Genomic DNA, 20,071 nt, shown 5'->3' on the forward strand with positions numbered 1-20,071 from the left:
GGGAAACCTCCTGTTGTGGCTCCAGCAGCCGCAGATAGCCGCTGCGCACCGTGGCCTAGCCGCGTATGTCCAATATGGACAGTGCGTGCAGCTCCGCGGCTCGGGCGGCGGGCAGCACGCCGAAGCGGGCCTCGTCGACCCGGGCTCGGGCGTGCGCGTTGGCCACCGCGAGCCGGCGGACCGCGACCGGCTCGTCGGCCAGCGCCGCCGCCCGGCGTGTGGCGCCTGGCCCGTCGACCTCGTCCGGGCGCGGCCGGGCGGACTCGGCCAGCGCCAACGCCCCGGCGTATGCCGGCGGCGGGTCGCCGTCGAGCAGCGCGTCCCCGTCGGCGGGGCCGCGGGCGGCCAGCAGCGAGGCGGCCAGCAGGTCCGTGTCCGCGTGGGGCAGCGCCCGCAGGGTCTGCTCGGCCACCGACCAGGCGACCAGGTAGTCCGGCCAGGTGTTGTCGGCCAGCCTGCGGCGGTATGCGGCGCTCACCGCCGGGGCCAGATCCGCGCGTACCGGCTCGGGCAGCAGCTCCGCCAGCGCGTCACCGACCGGTACCCGGCCGGACGGCCGCCAGCCCGGCGGCAGCGGGTACTCCCGGTGGGTGTCCGCATAGGACTCGAGCACCCCCGGGGACAGGTCGACCGGGTGCACCTCCCGGGTCACCCGGTCCACGATCCAGCCCGGCTCGCGCGGCGGCAGCGGCTCCGGGTCGCCCGGGTACGCCGGCCGTCGCGGGTATCGGTCGGGGGAGCCGTTCCACCGCACCCGGTACACCAGCTCCACACCGTCCACCGTGAAGTCCGGGCCGGTGGCCACGGCCAGCTGGTGCCCTCCGGAGGCGAGGACCAGGGCGACCGCCTCGGCGGGGCTGCCCACCGGCTCGTCGGGCGGGGCGGCCGGGCGGGGACCGGGCGCGGCCACCGGCAGCCCGGCCGGCAGCCCCCGTGCGAGCAGCGTCAGCTCGGCGGCGTCGAACGGACGGGCGGTGCCCATCGACAGCGCGGCCACCTCGGGCGTGGCGGCGGCCGCGTATCGGACGAGGACCACCGCGGCGCGCAGCTGCGGCGGGAGGGCGGCGAGCTGGCGCAGGTACCGGCCGCGGTCCTCACCGGCCGCCTCGGCCATCGAGCGGGCCTCGGGCGGGGTCATCGCCAGCAGCATCGCGGCCGTCCAGTCGGGCGGCCCGGGCGTCAGCAGCCGGACCCGCGCGCCGAGCAGGGCATCGTCGAACCACGGCAGCATCGCGGTCGCGGCGAGCAGTTCGGCGTCGGCGCTGACCAGCCGGGCCAGCTCCGCCGCCGCGCGCACGCCCACCCGCAGCAGCGCGCGGTGGTGCGCTTCGCCGGCCGGGTCGGCGAACGGCCGGCCGTCCAACGCGAGGTCCAGCAGGCGGGTGACCAGGTTGTCGAGCCGTTCCCGCCCGGCCGGCGGCACGACCGTCCACAATGGGCCACGTTCGGCGGACCAGGCCGCCGCCGCGTCCGGCTCGACCGCACTCACCATCGACCCTGACCGCTGCCGGCGAAGACCAGCCGCCCGCTCTGGATCGGGAGTTCGTCGCGGTCTCCGCGCAGCAGCGGGGCGACGTTCTCGGCCAGCGGCGCGTTCAGATACAGCAGACCGAAGCCCTGGTCCACCAGGGCGCCGGCGTCCAGCGTGAGCACCGAGAACTCCTGGTCGGACACCAGCCGCAGCAGGTCCTGCGGCTGCCAGGTCTGCACGAAGGCCACCTCGAGGTCCGGGGTCAGCGCGGTGCACGCGTTGCGGAACGCCTGCGCCAGCGGGCTGGCGCCGGGCCCGTCACCGGCCCGCGCCACCTCCTCCTGCTGCTGCTGAAAGGCGATGGCCTCGAAGGCGAGTACCAGCACCGTGAACTCCGCCAGGTCGAGGACGTGCGCCTCGCAGGGCAGCGCGCCCCACTCCACCTCGATCTGCGCCGGGTCGAGGCCGGCCCTCGGCACGGTCCCGATGCGCAGCAGCGTGTCCGGCAACCACGTGTACGGCAGGTTCGACGGGCTGCGGGGCAGGAAGAAGGCGGCGCCCACCGGTCGCCTGAGCGCACCGAGACCGACCTGGTCGTCACCGGCGCCCTCGCCGCGCCCGGTCCACCGGCGGCCGGGCCACTGCCCGTCGTCCGCCACGCGGACCGGCCGCCGCCCGTTGACCAGCGTCTCCAGCGCCGCGTCGAGGCTGTCGCCGAGGAACCACTCGCCGACCGGGTCGACGGCGAACACCTGCCCGAGGTGGTTCATCGCCAGTACCGCCTCGTCGAGCCCCTCGACGCCCAGCGGGTAGAGGCCGGTGCCGAGGATCCTTCCCGCGTCGACGATCGCGGCCATGTCACGCGCGGCGGACACCGGGTCGATCGCGAACGGGCGCGGGTTCAGCTCGTCGCCGGGCCGGTCGGTACCGATGACGAGCCCGCCGAACTCCTCCAGCGCCCGGTCCACGGCGGGATGGTCGGCCGCGGTAGCGCCGAACGGACCCTCGTACATGGCGACCGAGCGGCGGATGCCCGCCAGCGCGTCCCCGTCGAGCCGGCGGCCCGGGTGCCAGCCGGCTGCCTCCAGCGCCGCCTCGACCGCCGGGCTGAACCGCGCGCTCATGATGCGTCGCCCGGTTCGTCGCCGGGGGCCTGCAGGCCGAAGCCGAACGCGCGCAGCAGTGCCTGGCAGGACACGCAGGGCGGCACGGGCTCGCCGGCCAGCGGGTGGTACGGCTCGCGGACCGCGAAGGTCACCAGGTCCGCGCCGCGCAGCAGTTCTCCGCGCACCGACTCGACGGTCAGCGGCGCGATGCCGGCCGCCCAGCGCCGTGCGTCCTCGGCGTGCAGCAGGTCGGACAGCACGGCGACCTCCGAGCACCGGTCGCCGCCCCGGTCACGCAGCCGGGTCGGCAGCCCATCGAGCACCTCGCGCACGAGGATGTGCAGGTTGGGTTCGCCGTCGCCCTTCATGCTGAGGCCCCGGCGCAGCGAGCCGTCGGACAGCGTCAGGTGCGTGACATTGCGCGGGTACGGCGCGCGCAGCCGGTCGTGCCGGGCGGCGACGAGTGGATCCCAGGTCAACGGCGCCACCGGGTGCTCGCGCCGGTACTCGCGGTAGAGCTCGATGACGTTCTGCACGGGTGCGGACGGCCAGTAGGTCAGCTCGCCGTTCGCGCGGTCCACCACCGCCCGGCCGGCGCCCACGTCCTCGGCGCTACCGAGCGGCAGGACGCGCCACACCACGTATCCGAGGTCGAAATCCTGCACACCGAGCTCGCGGCGGGTGCCCACCGGCTTGTCCTGGTCGACCCAGGACGCCGCGATCAGCCGCGCCTCCCACTCGTCGATCACGCGCTACCTCCTGACGGACCGGCGAGGCTCAGCCTACGCAACGTGCCGAACTGGCACACCGCGGCGCCCAGCGTCGTCGAACCCTCCATTTTTGCCATAGGCCGTAGCTCAGGTCGTCAGCCGGCCGGCAGCGGTACGCGCGCCCGGCGCTCGTCCCGCAGCGCCTCCAGGGCGCGGCGGGTGAGCCGCTCCGGCCGCTCGTCGCGCAGCCGCCGGCCGTCCTCGGTCCAGAACGCCTCGCCGGGCAGCTCATCGCGGCCCGGCCGCAGGAACTTCAGCGCCTCGTCGACCGCCGACGCCGACCGGGCCAGCAGGCCCCACAGCAGCTCCTCCGGGGCCGCGCCGGACGCGATCTGACCCCAGAGGCCCAACTCCGCACCGTCCACCCCGCCGCGCGCCATCACCTCGGCGGCCGCCTGCAGGTCGTCGGAGACCCGCAGCCACTGGCCGGCGTCGATGATCGCCGAGGCGGAGTGCGGGCCGGCCCAGCTGGCCAGCGCGTCGGGTGGGTGGGTCTGCTCGCTGAGCGCGAACTCGAACTGGCGCTGCCGGCCACAGGCGCCGCAGGGGCCGCGGTGCCGCGCGATCGGCTCGACGTCCACGGTCTCGACGACCATCTCGTCCGGTTCGAAGACGGGTTCGCCGCACTCGCACGGGTGCAGCGCAATGTAGAGACTCCGCTCGATCCCGGAGCGCGGGGACAACGGCCCGGCATCGTCGTCGGGTTGCTCCGGGCGCGGGTATCGGGCCAGGAAGTCCGCCAGCAGGTCCCGGGCCTGCCGCCGGGCCCACTCCAGCCAGCCGCGCTCCAGGCTCTCCGGGTGCTCCGCCGCCTGCGCCTGCCCCGTTGGGTGCCATAACGCCTCCGCCGGTATCCGGTCGGCGCCCGGGGGCAGCGCGTCGTACGCCTCGTCGAAGCCGGCGATGACCATCGTGAGCAGGTGCCGGATGCCGTACCACTGGCCGGAGGGATCGGCCGCGATGTTCGCCCGGGCGATCCCCTCGAGCGCGGCGGCGAAGCCGGCGAGCATGGCCGGGTCGAACAGCTGCGACGCGCGGGCGTCCAGCCCCCACGCCTCGTCCATCGGCAGCTCGGCCGCCGGATCGGCGAGGTTGCGGTAGAAGAACTCCCGCGGGCGACCGCAGGCCTCGCAGGAGCCGAACAGCCGGGTCAGCAGCTGGCCCTCGATGAGCAGTTCGCTCCTAGTGGTCTCGACCCGGTTGCTGCCGCACCGGCAGTCCACGGTCTTGCTGTGGTACTTGGCCTCCCAGTAGGTGCGCGCGTTGAACGGCTCGCCGATGTGCCGGGTGCCGTAGGGCAGCACCTCGCCCATGAGGTTTTCCAGGCGGGTGCCGAGGCAGCCGAGGCTGTTCTGGTATGCGGCCATCGCCTCGGTCAGCTGCTCCCGGCACCGGTCCGGACCGGCCTGCATCACCTCGCGCGTGAACAGGCTCGGCCGCTTCGTGCGCAGCGCCCTGCCGGCCGCCGTCGACACCTGCTCCTCCGGCAGTGCGTCGGCGCCCTCGGGCAGCAGGGCGAGGGCCTCCTCGGCGGCCGCCGCGGCCCGGACCAGGCTGCGTGCCAGTACCGGCGCGAGAACGTCGTCGGGCGGCTCGCCGTCGAGCAGGTCGATGGCCGACATGCTGGCGGTGTAATACCGGTGGAGGACGGCCGTCCATCCACCTGCATCAATGATTTTGGACGGCCGGCCCGAGCGCGAATAGGCGAACTCCTCGCCGGGCAGGTTCGGCCGCTCGGTCAGCACGACGAGCAGTTCCCGCGGGCCGGCGCACTCCCGGCAGGAGAAGCCCAGCCGGTACGAGCCGGGACCCAGCTCGGTGACGGCCAGGTCCGCCGCCGGCTCGGCGGCCACGCCACAGTCGCACGGCTGCATCGAGGCGAACTCGTAGCCCTCCTCGAGCGAACGCACGGGCAGCGGGGTGCCCGGGGTGGGCGAGGTCACTGCCGCTCCGCGAGCAGGGCATGGTACCGGTCGCGGACCGCCGCCAGCCGCTCCCGCCGGAACCGGCCCGGCTCGGCCTGCCGCAGCTGGCGGCCGCGCTCGGTCCAGAACGCCGTGGCCGGCACCTCCTCGGCGCCGCCGGGCAGGAACTTGACCACCTCGTCCAGCGCGGCGCCGGCGGCGGTCAGGTCCTCGCGCGCCTGCGCGGCCTCCTCGGGGCTGAGCCCGTCCACGTCGGCCGGGGTGCCGGCGAACATGTCCGACACCCACAGCCACTCGCCCGCGTCGATCAGTTCGGACGGCTCGTCGCCGGCCGCCCAGCCGCCGGCCGCCGGGCGGGCCGGCGACTCGGGCTGGCGGAAGGCGACCTCCCGCGACCGCCCGCAGCCCGCGCAGACGCAGGTGTACCGGACGATCCACTGGTCGCCGTCAAGGCTCACGGCGCTGTTCCGCGCGGCATCCTCCCCGCCGCACTCGCACGAATGCAGATCGAGGTAGAGGTGGGCTTCTTCATTGCTCCGGGCCAGCAACGGCATGAGGTCCAGGATAGCCACGGGCCGGCGGTCGCACCGCCCTCACCGCTTGGGCTGGTACTCCTCGCGGATGGCCCGCAGGATGCCTTCCAGCCGCGCCCGCGCAGGCTCCAGGAACGATCGCGTGAGCTGGTCACCGACCCCTTCGCGCACCGATCGGCCGCGCTCGGTCCAGAATGCCGGGTCGGGCGGTGCGGCTTGCCCTGGCGGTATGAACTTCAGGATCTCCGAGATCGCCGCGATCGCCCTGGAGTAGGACTCGTAGACATCCTCGACCAGCGCGAGACTCGGCGCCTGGTCGAACTGGTGCTCGCCGTCCGCGCCGGCCTGCAGGTATCTGCTCGCGACCAGGTACCACTCGCCGGCGTCGATGAGCGTCGAAACCTTGGTACTGTAGCTGAACTGGCCACCCTCGACGCCCTCGGGGACCGGATCGGCGTGGACTTCGAATTCCCGGCGGATGCCCAGTTCCGCGCAGCCGGCGATGAACGTGCCGACCCAGCGGTCGCCCCTCATGTACGCCTCGACAAGCTCGATGGTGAGCCTGTCGCCGCACTCCGCCAGGGCCATCATCATGTACTCCTGAGCCTCAGCGGTGGAGCGCGCATCGATCACGTCCATGGCGGTGATCCTATCGGGGTGGACCCGCGTTTTCCGCACGTGGCCCCGGTGCGCCCGCGACCCCCGCGCCCGTGAAGCTACGCACGCCAGGAGCCGAGCCAGTCGAGGATCTCCTGGGCCGTGCGCAGCCGCACCGCCCAGTGGCCCGACCGATTGGTGAAGACCCCGAGGTGGTGCGCCGAGGGCTTGCCCGAACGGAGATTCTCGGACAGGTCGCGAGCGAACGACCGCTGCGCCTTGTTCTCGGCCAGCCCGGAGTCGGCAACGATCCGTGCCAGGCCGCCGGCGATGGTACCGCCTCCGGTGGTGAGGTTCGCGACGAACGAACCGGCGAACTTGGCCATGTCGGCCGCGGCCGCGCCGCCGAGCTGACTCGCTGCGCTGGTCGCGTCCTTGCCCAGCCCCACCAGCTGGCTCGCGGAGCCCGGACGCCCCAGAGGTGTCAGATGCGACGTGTCGCTGAGGCCGCGCAGGATGCCGCCGATCTGTTGCTGGATCTGCGCTGGCGCCGCATGCGCATCGACGACCACGGTCAGCGCGGTGTCCGAATTGGTCCGAATCACGCGCGCCGGCTCGCCGCCGGTGTCCCCGGTGATCACGTCGAACGCCAGGCTTTCCCGGGGCCGCCCGCCGAGGCTCAACCCGCCCCGGTCGAAGGACACCACGAACACATGGTGCTCGGCGCTCACGAGCCGCACCTCGCCGTTGCGCGGCAGGTCCAGGCGTGGCAGCGAGTCGTGCAGCGGGGTCAGCACGGTGGCGTCCGGCGCGGGCAGCGAGTCCAGCCGCTGGTGGACCTGGCTGCTCCGCTCGTCCAGTTCGGTGTGCCGTGCCGCGGTCAGGTCCGGCTGCCGGTGCGCGTGCTCCAGCTCGGTCAGCCGCTGCCGGAGCTGGTCGGCCACCCGCGACTCGAACCGCTCCACCTCGGTACCTGTGCGGGCGTAGGCGGTGCGCAGGTCCCCGGTGTACACCTCGTTGACGTCGTGCTTGGCAAACTTCTGCTCCACCGCCTTGTCGGTCAGGTGCATCTCATGGAGGTAATCGCCGACGCCCTTGAGCATGCCGCCCGTCACCGCCACGCCGCCGATCGCCAGGCCCGGCAGCGCGTGGGTCTCCGCGAAGATCACCATGACGGTACCGCCGTTGACCCCCACCGGGAGCAGCTTGCTGCGCAGGTACTCGGACAAGACCGGCAGGCCCGCACCGCGCCGGTCGATGATGGTCTCCGCCACCTCACCGACGAGCTTGTGCACCACATCCGGCTCGGGGCTGCCGTGCACCTCGACCTCGAACCGGCCCCAGCGGGTGCGCTTCACGACCAGCCGCGGGTCGCCGGTACCGCCCTCGTGCATCGTGACGTCCAGCCGCACGCGATTGCCCCGGGCCACGTCGAGGCGGTATCGCAGGTGCCGCGCCCCGGCCCCGTCCTGACTGCGGTCGCCGTCGACCAACGTCACCCGGCCGGCGTGCCGCTGCCCCACGTCGGTCATCGCCTCGTACGCGGCGGGCATCGGGTCGCCGGTGCGGTGCTGGAGCGCGAGCGTGGCCGGGTCGGCGTCGGTACCGTGGGTGGCCCGGTACTCGGCGGCCCTCGCCAGGTAGGTCAGGTTGTCGGCGGCGTCTCGTGCGGTGGTGGCGGCGTTGCTCAGCTGGGTCTCCGGCACCGACTTGACGGTCCGGTCGGAGTCGAACGACTTGCCGCCGACCGACTGGCCGGCCTTGTGCTCGCCGGTCAGCGGTGAGGCGACCACCTCGCCGGCCTTGCGCAGGACGGTACCGGCCACGCTGGCCCCACCCGCGTGCGGCGAGGAAAGGTTCTGCAGCGGCATCTGGCCCAGCGCCTGGGCGATGTCGACCGCGGCGTTCTTCGCGTGGTGCACCGCCGGGTGCGCCACCTTGGTCGCGATCTCGTGCTGCTGGGCGGCCACCTTCTCGAACGCCTTGGTGAGCGCCTTGTGCAGCGTTGGCTCGTCTGCGGCCAGCAGCTCGGGCGGCACCTTGAGGGTGAACCGGCGCCGGTCCTGCACTACCTCGACCTTCGTCCGGTCGGGCGTGTTGCCGACCTCCAGCCGTACCCTCGCGTCCGCCCCGTGCTCCACGGACACTCGCAGGTAGCGGCCCAGCCGGGGTTCCTTGATGGCCGTGACGCCCTTGGCGCCGTCCGCCAACGACCCGAATGTGTCGCCGATCAGCCCCCGCAGGGTGCGGTCGGCGCCCTGGGGCACATCCGCGGTGGACATGACCGGGTCGGTCGCGCGCTTCGCCGGGGTCCAGTGCAGGTCCGACCGGGGCACGCCGAGGGCGTCCGCGACGGACTCGACCTCCGCCCGGACCTCGCTGGTGCCGGCCCGCACCTCCCTGCCTGACATCCGGGATACCTGCAGGTTCCGGGCCAGGGCCCGCTCGTGCGTCGCCTCCGCCGCGTCGAGCGCCGCGTGCCGGCTCAGGTAGCCCGCGGTCAGCACGTCGCCGATCGCGCCGCCGGCCAGCTTGAACGCCGCGGTACCAGCGCCGAGCAGCTCGGCGGCCCCGAATCCGCCGCCGCCGCCCGCCAACGTGGCGGTCCGGTCGACCAACCGGACCCGCCAGTTGGGGATCTCCGGCGGCCGCTTGAGCTGCTCCCCGATCCGGTCGCTGAGCGCCTCTTCGATGGCATCGCGCAGCTTCCCGGCTGCCTCCTCGGCGCCGGTAACGCTCGCCAGCAGATCCCGGTCGACGACCAGCCGGAAGTGCCGGGCCAGGTCGGTGCCGGTGATCTCGGCCAGCGCGCCGGCCTTTGCGGGGCGGCCGGACTCGATCTCGACGGTGAAGCCGAGCCTGCTGTCCCGCGCCCAACCCTTCGGGTCCACCCGGTACACGTCGCGGAACTCGGCGGTACCGAGCCCGAGCGGCTCCAGCTTGGCGTTGGCCAACCTGCCCTCGGCGAGGATGTGCCGGGCCAGTGCCCGGGGCGGGTCTGAGTCACGCCAGGCGGCCCGGTACTCCCTGAGCGCGGCCCGCTGCGGCTCCGACAGGTGCCGGCCGACCAGTTCGGCGCGGTGATCGGCGCCGGGCAACCCGTCGCGCAGCCCGTGCCGTTCGATGAACAGCCCGATCTCCCGGTCGACCCATTCCGTGCGGCGCGGGCCGGAGATGCCCTCGCGCAGCCGGACAAGCTCCTGGAACTCGCCCACCTTGGCGAGGTCGCCGGCGGACAGCTTGCCGTGCCCGCCGGACTCGACGGAGGTGGTCAGCGCGTCCTGTCGCCCGAACCGGCTCAGGACGCCGAGCCGGCGGGAGCGCCCCTCGGCGGCCACCTCGCCGCTGGCGTGGCCGATCGCCCGCGCGACAGCGGCGTCGGTGCGCACGCCCTGCCGCCCGTCGAGCAGCTCGGGCGAGATGCTGACCCGCCGCACGCCGTCGGGTCCTTGGCTCACCCGGAAGTGGTCGGCCCCGATGTCCTCGGCGTGCAGGCGCAGCGCGAACGGTCGCCCCTCGCGCGGGGTGACGGTGACCAGGCCGTCGTCGTGGACCTCGATGTGGTGGACGAAGTCGCCCTCGGCGGACCCGCCCAGCGCGCCGGCCACCCGCTGCAGGGACAGCTCGATCTGGTGCGCGCGCGCCTGTTCCACGCTCCCGGGCGCGGGATGTCCACTGTGGGCACCAGGCGCCCCCGGTGGCTCGGCGCCGCCCGCCGGAGCGTGCATCGGCTCCCCGGGATCGCCGCCGCCCAGGCGCTCGCCGACGACGTAGACGTGCGTCTGGGACTGCAGGCCGGTGCGCGGGTCGGTCACCCGGATGCCCTCCAGGGCCCTGGCGACCTCCGCGTCCACGCCGCGCGGGAAGTGCCACTCCAGCCGGGGCGGGCCGCCGTCGCGGTGGTACTCGCCGGACAGCAGGATCCGCAGCTGCCGGATCACCTGCGCGCGGGCGTGCTCGAAGTCGGAGCTGCGCACGCTGAAGCTGTGGTAGTCCTTGGAGTCCCGCCAGATCCAGCGCGTGCCGTTGTCGGCGACCACGTCCACGTCGGTCTTCAGGACGGTACCGTCGGCCAGCTTCACGGTCACCGGCATGCCGACCTCGGTCACGTCGCTGAACCGCTCGGCGAGCGCCACCTCCGACTCGACGCCCCGCACGTTGTTGCCCCGGTCGAGCGCCTTCTGCACCGACGGGTTGTTCTCGCCGCGCAGCTCCCTGGTGAGCTGTGTCGCCTCGTGTTCGACGGCGCGCAGCCACCGGTCGGTACCCACCACCTCCGGGTGCCTGCTCGCGTAGGACTCGATCCTCGTCCGTACCGCTTCGACACGGTCGAGCTGGGTCCGGATCTCCCGCGCGACGTCCTCGTCCGGCGGCCGGATCGCCGCCCGTTCCGCCTGCTTCAGCAGGTCGCGCTCGTGGTGCTCGACCAGCGCGTGCTCGAGGGTGTGCCCGCGCGCCTCCGCCCCCGCACGCATGCCCTCCAGCGCCCGGGCCAGCCGGCCCTGGTCGCCGCGCGCTTCGCGGAACTTGGTCTCGAAGCCCGCCCGCGCTTTCGGGTCGGTCAGCGCGTCGTACCGGGCCCGCAGATCGGGGCGCAGATCCTCGGGGCGGAATTGCGGTGCGGCAGCGCCGCCCTCCGCCGAAGGGTCGACCGCCCGCGTGCCGCGCAGGTGCTCGTGCCACGACCTCGCGCTGCTCTGCCAGTTGGAAACGGCCTGCCGGTGCTGCGTGGCCGTGGCCCGCTCGGTCGCGGCGGCGGCTTCGTGCGCCTGCGCCACCTGGCGCGCGTGGCCGGCCTCGTTGGTCGCGCTGTCCCGGGCCTGCTGCCGGGCCACCGCCTCCGCGCTGTGCCGCTGCGCGGCCAGGTCCACCTCGTCGGCCTGCCGGCGCAGCTCCGCGGCGCGGGCCAGATCCTCCGCGCCGCCACGGGCGGTCAGTTCGTCGGCGGCCCGGCGCAGCTCGTCCGCGCGTTCGGAGCGGGCCCGCGCCCGCGCCGCCTCCTCGGCCCGGGCCTGCTCGTGCTGGGCCGCGAGGCGGTCCCGGTCGACGGCGTGCCGGCGCCACGCCTCGGCCTGTCGCGCATGCTGCTCGGCGAGCAGGTCCCGCTGCCGGGCGGACTCCTCGTGGCGGTGTGCCGTCCGGTACGCATCGCGCGCTCGCTCGGCCGAGTGCGCCAGCCGCTCGGAGTGCTGGCGCATCCGGTCGGCGGACTCCTGCCGCGGGTCGCCGGTCTGATGCCGCGCGGCCTCCTGCTGGTACCGGGCGGCCTCCTGCCGGTACCGGGTGGCCTGCTGGTCGTGGTCGCTGGCGGCCTGCTCGGCGTGCTGCGAGTACCGCGACTCCAGTTGGCTCGCCTGCTGCTCGTGCACCCGCGCCTGCTGCTCGAACCAGTCCGCCGCCCGGGTCGCGGTCACCTCCCGCTGCATCGCCTGGGTCGCTTCGTTCTGCCAGTACCGCTGCGCCGTCTCCGCCTGCTGCCGCACGTTCTCGTGCTGGTACGCCTCGTTGCGCAGCCGGGTCTCGTGCGCCCGCGCCTGATCGGCGGCCGCCCGGTGCTGCTGCGCGCGGGTCGCCGCGTCGTGCATCTCCTGCGGGTTACCGCCCTGCCGCAGCCGCTCGGTGGAGTACCGGGCGGCGTCGTCGTGCCGCGCCGCCAGCGCGCGCTGCTGGTTGGCCTGGTCCCACGCGGCGTCGCGCTGGCCCTGCTCGATGCCCACCTGGCGGGCGGCGTCCTGGGCCCGGGTCTGGTGCGCCTGCGCCTCGCTGGCTTGCCGCACCGCGTCCTGCCGCGCCGTCCGGGCCTGGTTCGCGTCGCTGACCGCCTGGTTGCGCTCGGCCAGCAGGTCCCGGTGGCTCGCCTCGGCCGTCTGCGCCGAACGGACGTCCGGCGGCTGGTGGTCGAGGTACTCGGCGGTCATCGGCCGGTCGTTCCACGTGCCCGGGGGCCGGTCACCGAACGGCATCGGGCGGGCCTGGCCGTCGACCACCAACGCGTCCATGGCCTTGATACCGGCCGGGTCGTAGATCGGGTGCGGCACCTCGTGGCCGGTGGCCGGGTCGACGAAGCGCAGGCCACCGCCGTGCGGCTCGGCGATGACCACCTTGGCCTGTTGCGGGTCGACGAAGTGCACGACGCCCTCGTGGTTCACCGCCGCCCAGGCGTGCGAGCCGCCGCCCTGCCAACCGGTGACGATCGACGCGAAGGATCCGTGGCCGCCGTTGATGAGCTGCTGGTGGATCTGGTCGAAGCCGGCGCCGACCTTCGAGACCACCTGGTCGGTCCGCTGCCCGGTCAGGTTGCCCACCAGCGACTGGTACCGGCCGCCGGTCAGGTCCTCCATCCGGCCCGGGCCGCCGCGCTCGCCGAACACCGGCGCCGCACCGTTGCCGTTGCGGTACCCGTCGTAGGTCCGCGGCGCGGCGACGGTGGGCCGGCCGTGCACGAAGGTGTCATACAGTGCGGCGACCGAGTCGTTGCAGTTCTGGCCGCGGGTCGGGTCGGCGTGCAGACCGTACGCGTTGAGCAGCCGCAGCCACGCGCCCTTCGGGTCGGGTGTGCGCACGTACCCGCCGTGCCCGTCGCTGAGCGCCTGCTCCAGCCGCGCCTGATCGACGTGCAGCACCTGGCGCAGGCCGCCCTCCGCCCCGTACGGGCGGCTGCTCCAGACCGGCGGCGGCACGTCCCGCCCGGTGAGAGCGGAGACCTGGGGGCCCGGATGGTCCGGCCCGACCATCCGGAACTGGCTCTCGGCCTCGACGTTGGCCCAGCGCCACAGGCCGCGCCGCTGCCCGGCGAGCCCGCGGGTGATCTCGTTGGCGCTGCGACCGGCCTGCTCGATGCGCCGCTGCGCATCGGCGATCCGCTGCTCGGCCTGCCCCGCCCGGGTGTCCGCCTCGGCGGCCCGGGCCTCGTGCGCCGCGGCCTCGGCCTGCCTGGCGCTGGCCTGCTCGTGCAGTTGCTGGTGCCGCGGGTCGTTCGGGTCGGTCCGCTGGGCCTCGTGCCGCAGCCGCTGCGCCTCCTCGTGGGCGAGCCGGGCGTCGTTGCGGGCGTTGGCCTCGATGGAGCGCTGGTCGGCCCGCTGGCCCTCGGCGTGCTGCCGGTCGAACTCCGCGTTGCGCGCCTCCTGCCGCAGCTGGCGTACCCGCGGGTCGCCCTCCACCGTGGCGTGGACCCGCTGCTGCGCCGAGCGGATGCTCGCCTCGTACTGCGCCCGCTCTGCCGCGTCGCGGGCGGCCTGATGGGCGTCGACGGCGTCGCCGTTGCCGAACAGGTCGCCGAGCCTTGTGCGCACCCAGTCGGACAGCCGGCGCCCGGGAGCCTGTGCGCCCGGCTCCTCGGGCCGCGTCAGGCTCGTGTTGGTCCCGGTCGTGTCGCCCTCGCGCGGGTGCTCGCCGGGCCGCGCCGGCTCGTCCGCGCGCACGTGGTGGCCGTCGGTTCGCTGCTCGCCGGAGAAGGGCACCCGGTCGGTGGGCAGCGGCTCGGCCCGGGCGCCGATCACCCGGCCGGTCCTGTCATGCGTCGGGGTGGCCTCGATCCATCCGGACGACTCCTCCCGCGGGCGGCTCCGGCCCTCCTCGAAGGCGTTGTCGAAGTGCTCGGCCTCGAGCCGGACGGCGCCGTGCTCGCTGACCAGCACGTCCCGAGTAGCGGCGACCACCGTGTGGCCGGTCCGCTCGGCCACCTGGATGGCGAGCGAGGTGGGCCGGCCGCGCACCATGCCGTCGACGCCCGCCTCGCAGGTGACCAGGACGATCCGGCGGCCGCCCAGCTCCTGGGGGTGCTCGTCGATGATCCGGTTGAGCACGCGGGCGACCTCGACGCCGGTCACGTCGCGGTCGCCGATCCGCGCACCGATCGCGCCGCCCTCGACGGTGCCGTGCATGACCGCCACGACGGTGTCCGGGCCGAGATCGGGAAGCCGCATGCCGTAGTCGCGGAGCGGGTCGCCGTGCTCGACGAGGACGACGAGCCGGCGCTGCGGGTCGACGTGGGCGGTGGCGATGGCGTGGTCGACGTAGTCCGAGCGCATGCCGAGCCGGTTGAGCAGCTGGTCGTCGGTGGAGCAGGGCAGCTGCTCGGAACGGTCGAGCGGCTCACCCTCGTTGCGGTGGCTCGCCATGTACCCGTCCCGCACCGTCTCCCGGAACCGCTCGGCGAGCTGCCGGTCGTACTCGGGGGTGCCCGGCCTGGGCTCGCCGCCGCTCGCCGCCACCTCGCGGTGCAGGTCCGCGTCGACCATCTTGGCGATCCGGCTCAGGGTTGCGGGCTCGGCGCAGCGGCCGTGCGTCTGCGACCGCAGCCCGGTGGTGATGGCCGCGAGCTCCTGGCGGACGAGCGGATGTGTTCCCTGGTCCAGATGCAGGCCTTCCTCCGCGTTCAGCGCGCTGCGGCGGGTGGGGGCGTGCTCGCCACTCACCTCGGCGCGCTGGTCGCGGTTCAGGCGCTGCCACGAGGCGTCGTCGTGACCGGAGTCGACCTCCACCCGCGTGGTCCGCTCGCGCACGCTCGTGGCGGCGACGACCCGCCCGTCGCGCAGTACGGCGGCCGCCGACATACCGCCGATCTTGCCGAGGTCCTCGACCCGGCCGTCGCCCGCCAGCCATCGGTCGGTCGTCTCGACCAGGCGGGCGTACTCGCGCTGGGCGAGATCGTGGGCCGCCCGGTGCGCGGCCTCCCGGGCGGCCGGGCCGTCGGCGCCGCCCTCCATGTGCTCGACCGGCAACCGCTCGTAGGTCGCTTCGGTCCAGTGCCGCTCGACGTGCTCGGTGACCAGCAGCCAGCGCCGGCTGCCGTCCGTCGACATCTGCATGAACTTGCGGGTGAACTGATGCACCTCGTGGCTGGGCGGCTCGGCGAGTTCGATGCGCACGGGCTGGTGCCCGTCCGGCACCGGCTCGTGCCCGACGGATGCGTCGTGTTCGTGTTGTACGTCGTGCTCGCCGCGTACCTCGTGCTCGCTGCGTACCTCGTGTTCAGTGCGTACGTCGTGCTCGCTGCCTGCCTGGTGTTCGGTGCGTACGTCGTGCTCGGCGCGTGTGTCGTGTGGCGCGTGCGCGTCGGTGTGTTCCGGCGCGCGCTCCTGCCTGGCCCGCCCCGCGGCCGCGTCCGCCACCCGGTCCACTCGCGCCGGATCCAGCCGCCGGCCGGCCCCGTCCGGCACCGACATCTCCGCGGCGACGTACTCACGCAGACGATTCGCGGTGTCGACCTTGTCCCTCGCGCCGGACGTGGCCAGCACGCGCTCGGCCAGCTCGTGCGTGCGGGCCCGGACGACGTGCGGATCGGCGCCGGCCAGACCGCCCGGCACCCGGGTCTCCAGCACGTCCGCGAAGAGCCGCCGCGGGAACTCGTGCGGGTCGGCGGTGCGTCCGCCGGCCGCGCTCACCCAGTGCGTCCCGCCGGCGCCCGGCTCCGGCAGCCGCGAACCGGGGTGCGGCTCGGCCGTGGTGGCCTCGCGGCCCTCCACCGCGAGGTCGTGCAGCCGCTGCTCCACGCGGTCGATCGAGTGGGTGGGGTGGCCCGCCTCGGCGGTCCCCAGGTGTGTGCCCTGCTCGGCGCGCAGCGCCTCCGGTGCGCGCCGGTCGCCGGCGGCGGCCAGGACCTCTTCGGCGTGCGTCCGGCCGGCGGGCCCGCCGTGGTCGCCCTGCGGCTGGCGCACGGCGACCTGGTCCGCGGGGATCTCGGTCCGCGGCCGCTCCTGCGAGCGGACCGGATCGCGGGGCTCCGCCGTGTCGGTGTGCTCGGTCCGAGGGGCGCTGTCGACCTGCTGGTGATCGCTGCCCGGCCGCCCATGACCGTCGACCTGCTGGTGGTCGGTGTCCGTCCGCTGGTGATCCGTGTCCGCCTGCTGGTGGTCGGTGCCGGCCCGTTGTTGGTCGGTGTCCGTCCGCTGGTGATCCGTGTCCGCCTGCTGATGGTCGGTCCCGGCCCGCTGGTGATCCGTGTCCGCCTGCTGGTGGCCGGTGTCGGCCTGCTGGTGGCCGGTGCCCGGCTCGTGAGACCCGGTGCCGGGTTCCGGCTGGCGCTGCTCCGGTATACGGTGCGCCGGGGGATCGGCGCCGGGCTCCTCGCGGCCCGACGGCAGGGAGCGGTCGTTCGTCCGCGTCGAGCCGCCCTCGACGGCCCGCGTCCGGGTCGGTCCGCCCCCGTCGCCGCCGCCGCCTGGGGCGCGGTCGGCAGCGGGCCGGTCCAGCACCGCGGTCGACGTCGGTGGACCGTCGAGCTCCCGGGTGTGCGTGACGGGGCCGGAGTCGGTGTGGCCCGCCTGGTGCGAGGCGATGACCGAGCCGTCGGGGCCGAGATGCACGAAGGAGCCGTCGGCGAGCCGCCAGCCGAGACCGCCGGACTCGCTGGTGTAGCCGCCCACGCCGGTGCGCGGGTCGCCGGTCCAGACGTTGGCGCCCAGCCGCGGATCGTTCAGCGCGAACACCTGGTTACCGGGGCGGTCGCCGAAGTGCGGGACCAGCTTCGAGGCCGCGCCGGTCAGCGTGTGCGGTGCGCTGAAGACGACGCCCATCCGCACGCCGTCCTCGGCGCCCCTCCACAGGTCGGCGCCCCAGTTGATGTCGGTGTGCTGGCCGGTCACCTGGCCGATGACCCATTGACTGCCGTCGGTGGCGGCGGCGGTCGTCACCCCGGCCAAGCCGCCGGTGACCATCTGGCCGAGCACCCCGTGGCCGAACATCATCCCGCCCATCAGGGCGCCCTGGCCGAGCGAGAACGCCACCTCGCCGGCGTCGATGCTGCTGCGCTCGCCGGTGACCAGCTCGAAGCCCTGGGCGAGGAAGTCCACGCCGCCCATGAACTTCGCGCCGGCGAAGGCGAGCTGGCCGACGTACCGCCCGGCCGTGCCGAGCATGGTGGTGCGCTCGAGCTCCCGGGCGACGTACGACTCGAGCATCGAGCGGGTGCTGCCCGCGAGCGCATGCTCACCGTAGTGCTCGGCGATGTTGAAGGCCTCGTGCTCGCCGAGGTGGGCCAGCTCGCGACGGCCGAGGGACGCGGCCTCGCGACCTGTCCACTTCGCGAGCAGCCGCTCGCTCAGGTCCGCCGCTATGCGCTGGCTGAGGTCGGCGGCGGCCCGGTCCAGCGCGCGCACCGCCGCCCTCGCCTCGGCCTTGGTGCCGACCTCCGCCAGTTGCTTGCGCAGCTCCTTGCGCAGCACCGAGCGCAGCACGTCCTTGCGGAACTGGCTGGCCGCCCGGTCGGCGGCCGCCTTGGCCAGCAGCCGGCGTGGACCCAGGTTGTCCACGACGTAGTGACCCAGCGCTCGCGGAGCCTTGGCCAGTGCACTGCCCGAGTGCTTGACGAGGTCCTTTCCGGCCGTCTTGAGGAAGTCCTTGACCGCGGTCCGCTCGATGATCCGCTTCAGCTCGCCCTCGGCGATCATCTCGCCGAGCCTGAGGATGGCCTGCAGGCACTTCTCGTAGGCCTCTTTGATCGCGATCCGGGCGGCCGCATAGGCCAGGCCCATCCCGCCGAGCGAGATCCCGCCGCTGAAGATGGCACTGACGATCGCGACGATCGCCTCGATCAGCAGCTGAATCAGCGTGAAGGCGATGAAGAACTCCTCGGTCTCCAGCTGGAGACCGTAGCTCTGGACGACCATCTGCATGGAGGCCATCCCCTGGATGACGCCGCCCACGTCCTGCAGGTGGGTGTTCCACGCCTGGTTGAACGCCATCGAGGCGCCGTCGCCCTGCCAGTTCTCGCTGATCGGGTCGGCGCTGTGCAGGGCGTCGTAGTAGTAGGTGTTGAGCCGCTCCGCGACGGCGCCCCACGCGTCCGCCAACCGGTAGATGTCGGCCGGGTTCGCGTCCGGCAGCTTGCCGATCATCAGGTCGACCGGCCACGTCCCGCAGCCTGGAATCCACTCCTCGAGCTGGGCGAAGGCGTGCAGGATCTCCGCGAACAGATGGTCCTGCGCCAAGCCCTGCCTCCCCCGACGTGCCTAGCCCCTATGCGCCCGGGCCCGATGCGCATGCCCGCCGGCGGGACGCCGGCAAGTCCCGATCCCTCCCGATCCCCTCCTGATCCCCGCGCCTCAGGCCGGGTGGACCGAGCCGATGTCCGCCGCGCCCTGCCCGTCGGTGACCATGTAGTCCTGCATCGTCGACGCCACCGCGTCGCCGAACTCCGTGGCGGAGGTGGCGATGCTCCTCGCCGCCTGCTTGGTCGCGTCGGTGGCGGTCGGATCGCCCCTGCGGTAGGTCTTGACGAACTCCTCCGCGAAGGAGTCCCGGCCGATCACCGCGTCGGACTCCAAGCGCTCGATGTCGCCCAGCAGCCCGGTCAGCTCGGCGCTGAGGGCCTCCCCGTCGGCGGTGAGGACGGTGGCCGCGGCGATGAGCTGCGCCGGGCTGCTGGTGATCTTCACCACGTTGCTCATGTGCCGCTCCCGTCGCCGTTCAGGTCTGCGTCGTGCCGGCTGATCACGCCGCTGAGCGAGTCCTCGCCGCCGAAGGGCCCGCGCCGCAGGTGCACCGGGACGGCCTTGTCGACGATCTCGGTGGTCTTGCCGTTGGCGTCGGTGACGGCGTTGCGGGCGGCGGTGAGGATCGCATCGGCCAGCCCGCGGGAGTCGGGGTTGCGGAACACCCTCGGGTCGATCTCCAGGTCGACCAGTTGGCCGCGCGGGCCGACGGTCACCTTCACCAGCCGGTCCGGCGACCAGCCGGTGCCGGTGATTTGGTTGATCCGCCGTTGCGTCTCGTCGAGCGAACCGATGGCGCGCTTCAGGTCATCGACCACGGTGTGCAGACTCGCCCAATCCGGACGATCCATCCGACTCACCCCGCTTCGTGCCGTCCCCGTTGTACTGCTCCCGCTCAATGTACTCAATACCGGCGATGTTCGGCGAGGTGGCGCCGCCTTCCGGCGCGGAGGCCGGCTCCGGCGCCCACAACAGCAGCCCCGGCAGATCCGGGCCGGGCAGCCGTAGCGCGGCGTCCGTGCCGGGGTCGACGACCAGGTCGTACTCCTCGCCCGGCCAGTCGGCCAGCAGATCGGACAGCCCGGCCGATGTCCACGGCACGCCGTCCGGATGCCGCGCGGCGAGCGCCTCCGGCGAGGTGAACGCCTCGATCGCCGGGCCGGCCTCCGTCCGCGTGACCAGGTATCGCGGGTGCTGGCCCCCGGTCACCGGCACGGCGAGCCGGACCTGGTTCAGCCGGCCGAGATAGTCGTCGAGCGCGGCGTCGATCCCGTGGTCGATCGCCGGATCGGTCGCCGGGCCGGCCGGCCGGTCGGCGAGCTGGGCGAGCGTCGGCACCACCCGGCTGCCCGCGGCCGCCTCGGCCAGCGCCGGCAGCGTCACCCAGGCGTCCACCGGCGTGCCGGGGTTGACGGCGAGCCGCCACGCCGGGTCGGGCCAGCGGACGGCCAGCTCGTCGTGGCCGGTGACGGTGTAGGCGGTGACCAGCCCGCCGACGGCCCCGGCCAGGGACTGTTCCGAGGTGAACACGAGCAGGTACGTCGCGTCGAGCAGGTCGTGCGTGAGGAAGCGCTGGCCGCCGGGCTCGTCCGGGAAGGCCGGCAGATACCACGGCGCGTCCCGGATGATGCGGAAGAACTCCTGGCGGTCGTCGGCGGCGAGCGCGGTGACGAGCTCCGCCTCGACCTCGTTGCCGGGTAGCCAGGCGGGCTGGACGGGGTCCGGTGCGCTCATGG

At 74.0% G+C, this 20,071-nt stretch carries 10 protein-coding genes; all 10 read right to left on the minus strand.

What is annotated here, in order from left to right; genetic code table 11:
• Positions 1-55: 55 nt before the first annotated feature.
• Positions 56-1,492 (minus strand): hypothetical protein, encoded by a 1,437-nt coding sequence (locus ACGFI8_RS32735; RefSeq protein ID WP_392810680.1) that lies wholly within the window; start codon positions 1,490-1,492, stop codon positions 56-58.
• Positions 1,486-2,595, minus strand: coding sequence for an SUKH-3 domain-containing protein (locus tag ACGFI8_RS32740; RefSeq protein WP_392810682.1), 1,110 nt, complete (start codon positions 2,593-2,595; stop codon positions 1,486-1,488). Before ACGFI8_RS32740 ends, ACGFI8_RS32735 begins: the two co-directional genes overlap by 7 nt.
• Positions 2,592-3,326 (minus strand): YwqJ-related putative deaminase, encoded by a 735-nt coding sequence (locus ACGFI8_RS32745; protein WP_392810683.1) that lies wholly within the window; start codon positions 3,324-3,326, stop codon positions 2,592-2,594. Before ACGFI8_RS32745 ends, ACGFI8_RS32740 begins: the two co-directional genes overlap by 4 nt.
• A gap of 116 nt (positions 3,327-3,442) precedes the next feature.
• Positions 3,443-5,290, minus strand: a complete 1,848-nt coding sequence (locus tag ACGFI8_RS32750; protein WP_392810684.1) for a hypothetical protein — start codon at positions 5,288-5,290, stop codon at positions 3,443-3,445.
• Positions 5,287-5,826: a hypothetical protein gene (locus ACGFI8_RS32755; RefSeq protein WP_392810685.1), complete on the minus strand. Its 540-nt coding sequence runs from the start codon at positions 5,824-5,826 to the stop codon at positions 5,287-5,289. The genes ACGFI8_RS32750 and ACGFI8_RS32755 overlap by 4 nt, the downstream gene beginning before the upstream one ends.
• A 39-nt stretch (positions 5,827-5,865) precedes the next feature.
• Complete coding sequence (locus tag ACGFI8_RS32760) at positions 5,866-6,444, minus strand: hypothetical protein (RefSeq protein WP_392810686.1); 579 nt, start codon at positions 6,442-6,444, stop codon at positions 5,866-5,868.
• A gap of 77 nt (positions 6,445-6,521) precedes the next feature.
• Positions 6,522-18,332 carry a toxin glutamine deamidase domain-containing protein gene (locus ACGFI8_RS32765; protein ID WP_392810687.1) on the minus strand — a complete coding sequence of 3,937 codons (11,811 nt, stop codon included), beginning with the start codon at positions 18,330-18,332 and terminating at the stop codon, positions 6,522-6,524.
• A 114-nt stretch (positions 18,333-18,446) separates the two neighbouring features.
• Positions 18,447-18,791, minus strand: coding sequence for a hypothetical protein (locus ACGFI8_RS32770; protein ID WP_392810688.1), 345 nt, complete (start codon positions 18,789-18,791; stop codon positions 18,447-18,449).
• A complete protein-coding gene (locus tag ACGFI8_RS32775; protein ID WP_392810689.1) occupies positions 18,788-19,153 on the minus strand; it encodes a YbaB/EbfC family nucleoid-associated protein in 366 nt (121 codons plus the stop codon). The genes ACGFI8_RS32770 and ACGFI8_RS32775 overlap by 4 nt, the downstream gene beginning before the upstream one ends.
• Entirely contained in the window at positions 19,143-20,069 is a 927-nt protein-coding gene (locus tag ACGFI8_RS32780) for an SseB family protein (protein WP_392810690.1), read from the minus strand. Before ACGFI8_RS32780 ends, ACGFI8_RS32775 begins: the two co-directional genes overlap by 11 nt.
• Between the last annotated feature and the right edge of the window lie 2 nt (positions 20,070-20,071).

The organism is Dactylosporangium sp. NPDC048998, from assembly GCF_043197855.1.
Taxonomy (GTDB): Bacteria; Actinomycetota; Actinomycetes; order Mycobacteriales; family Micromonosporaceae; genus Dactylosporangium.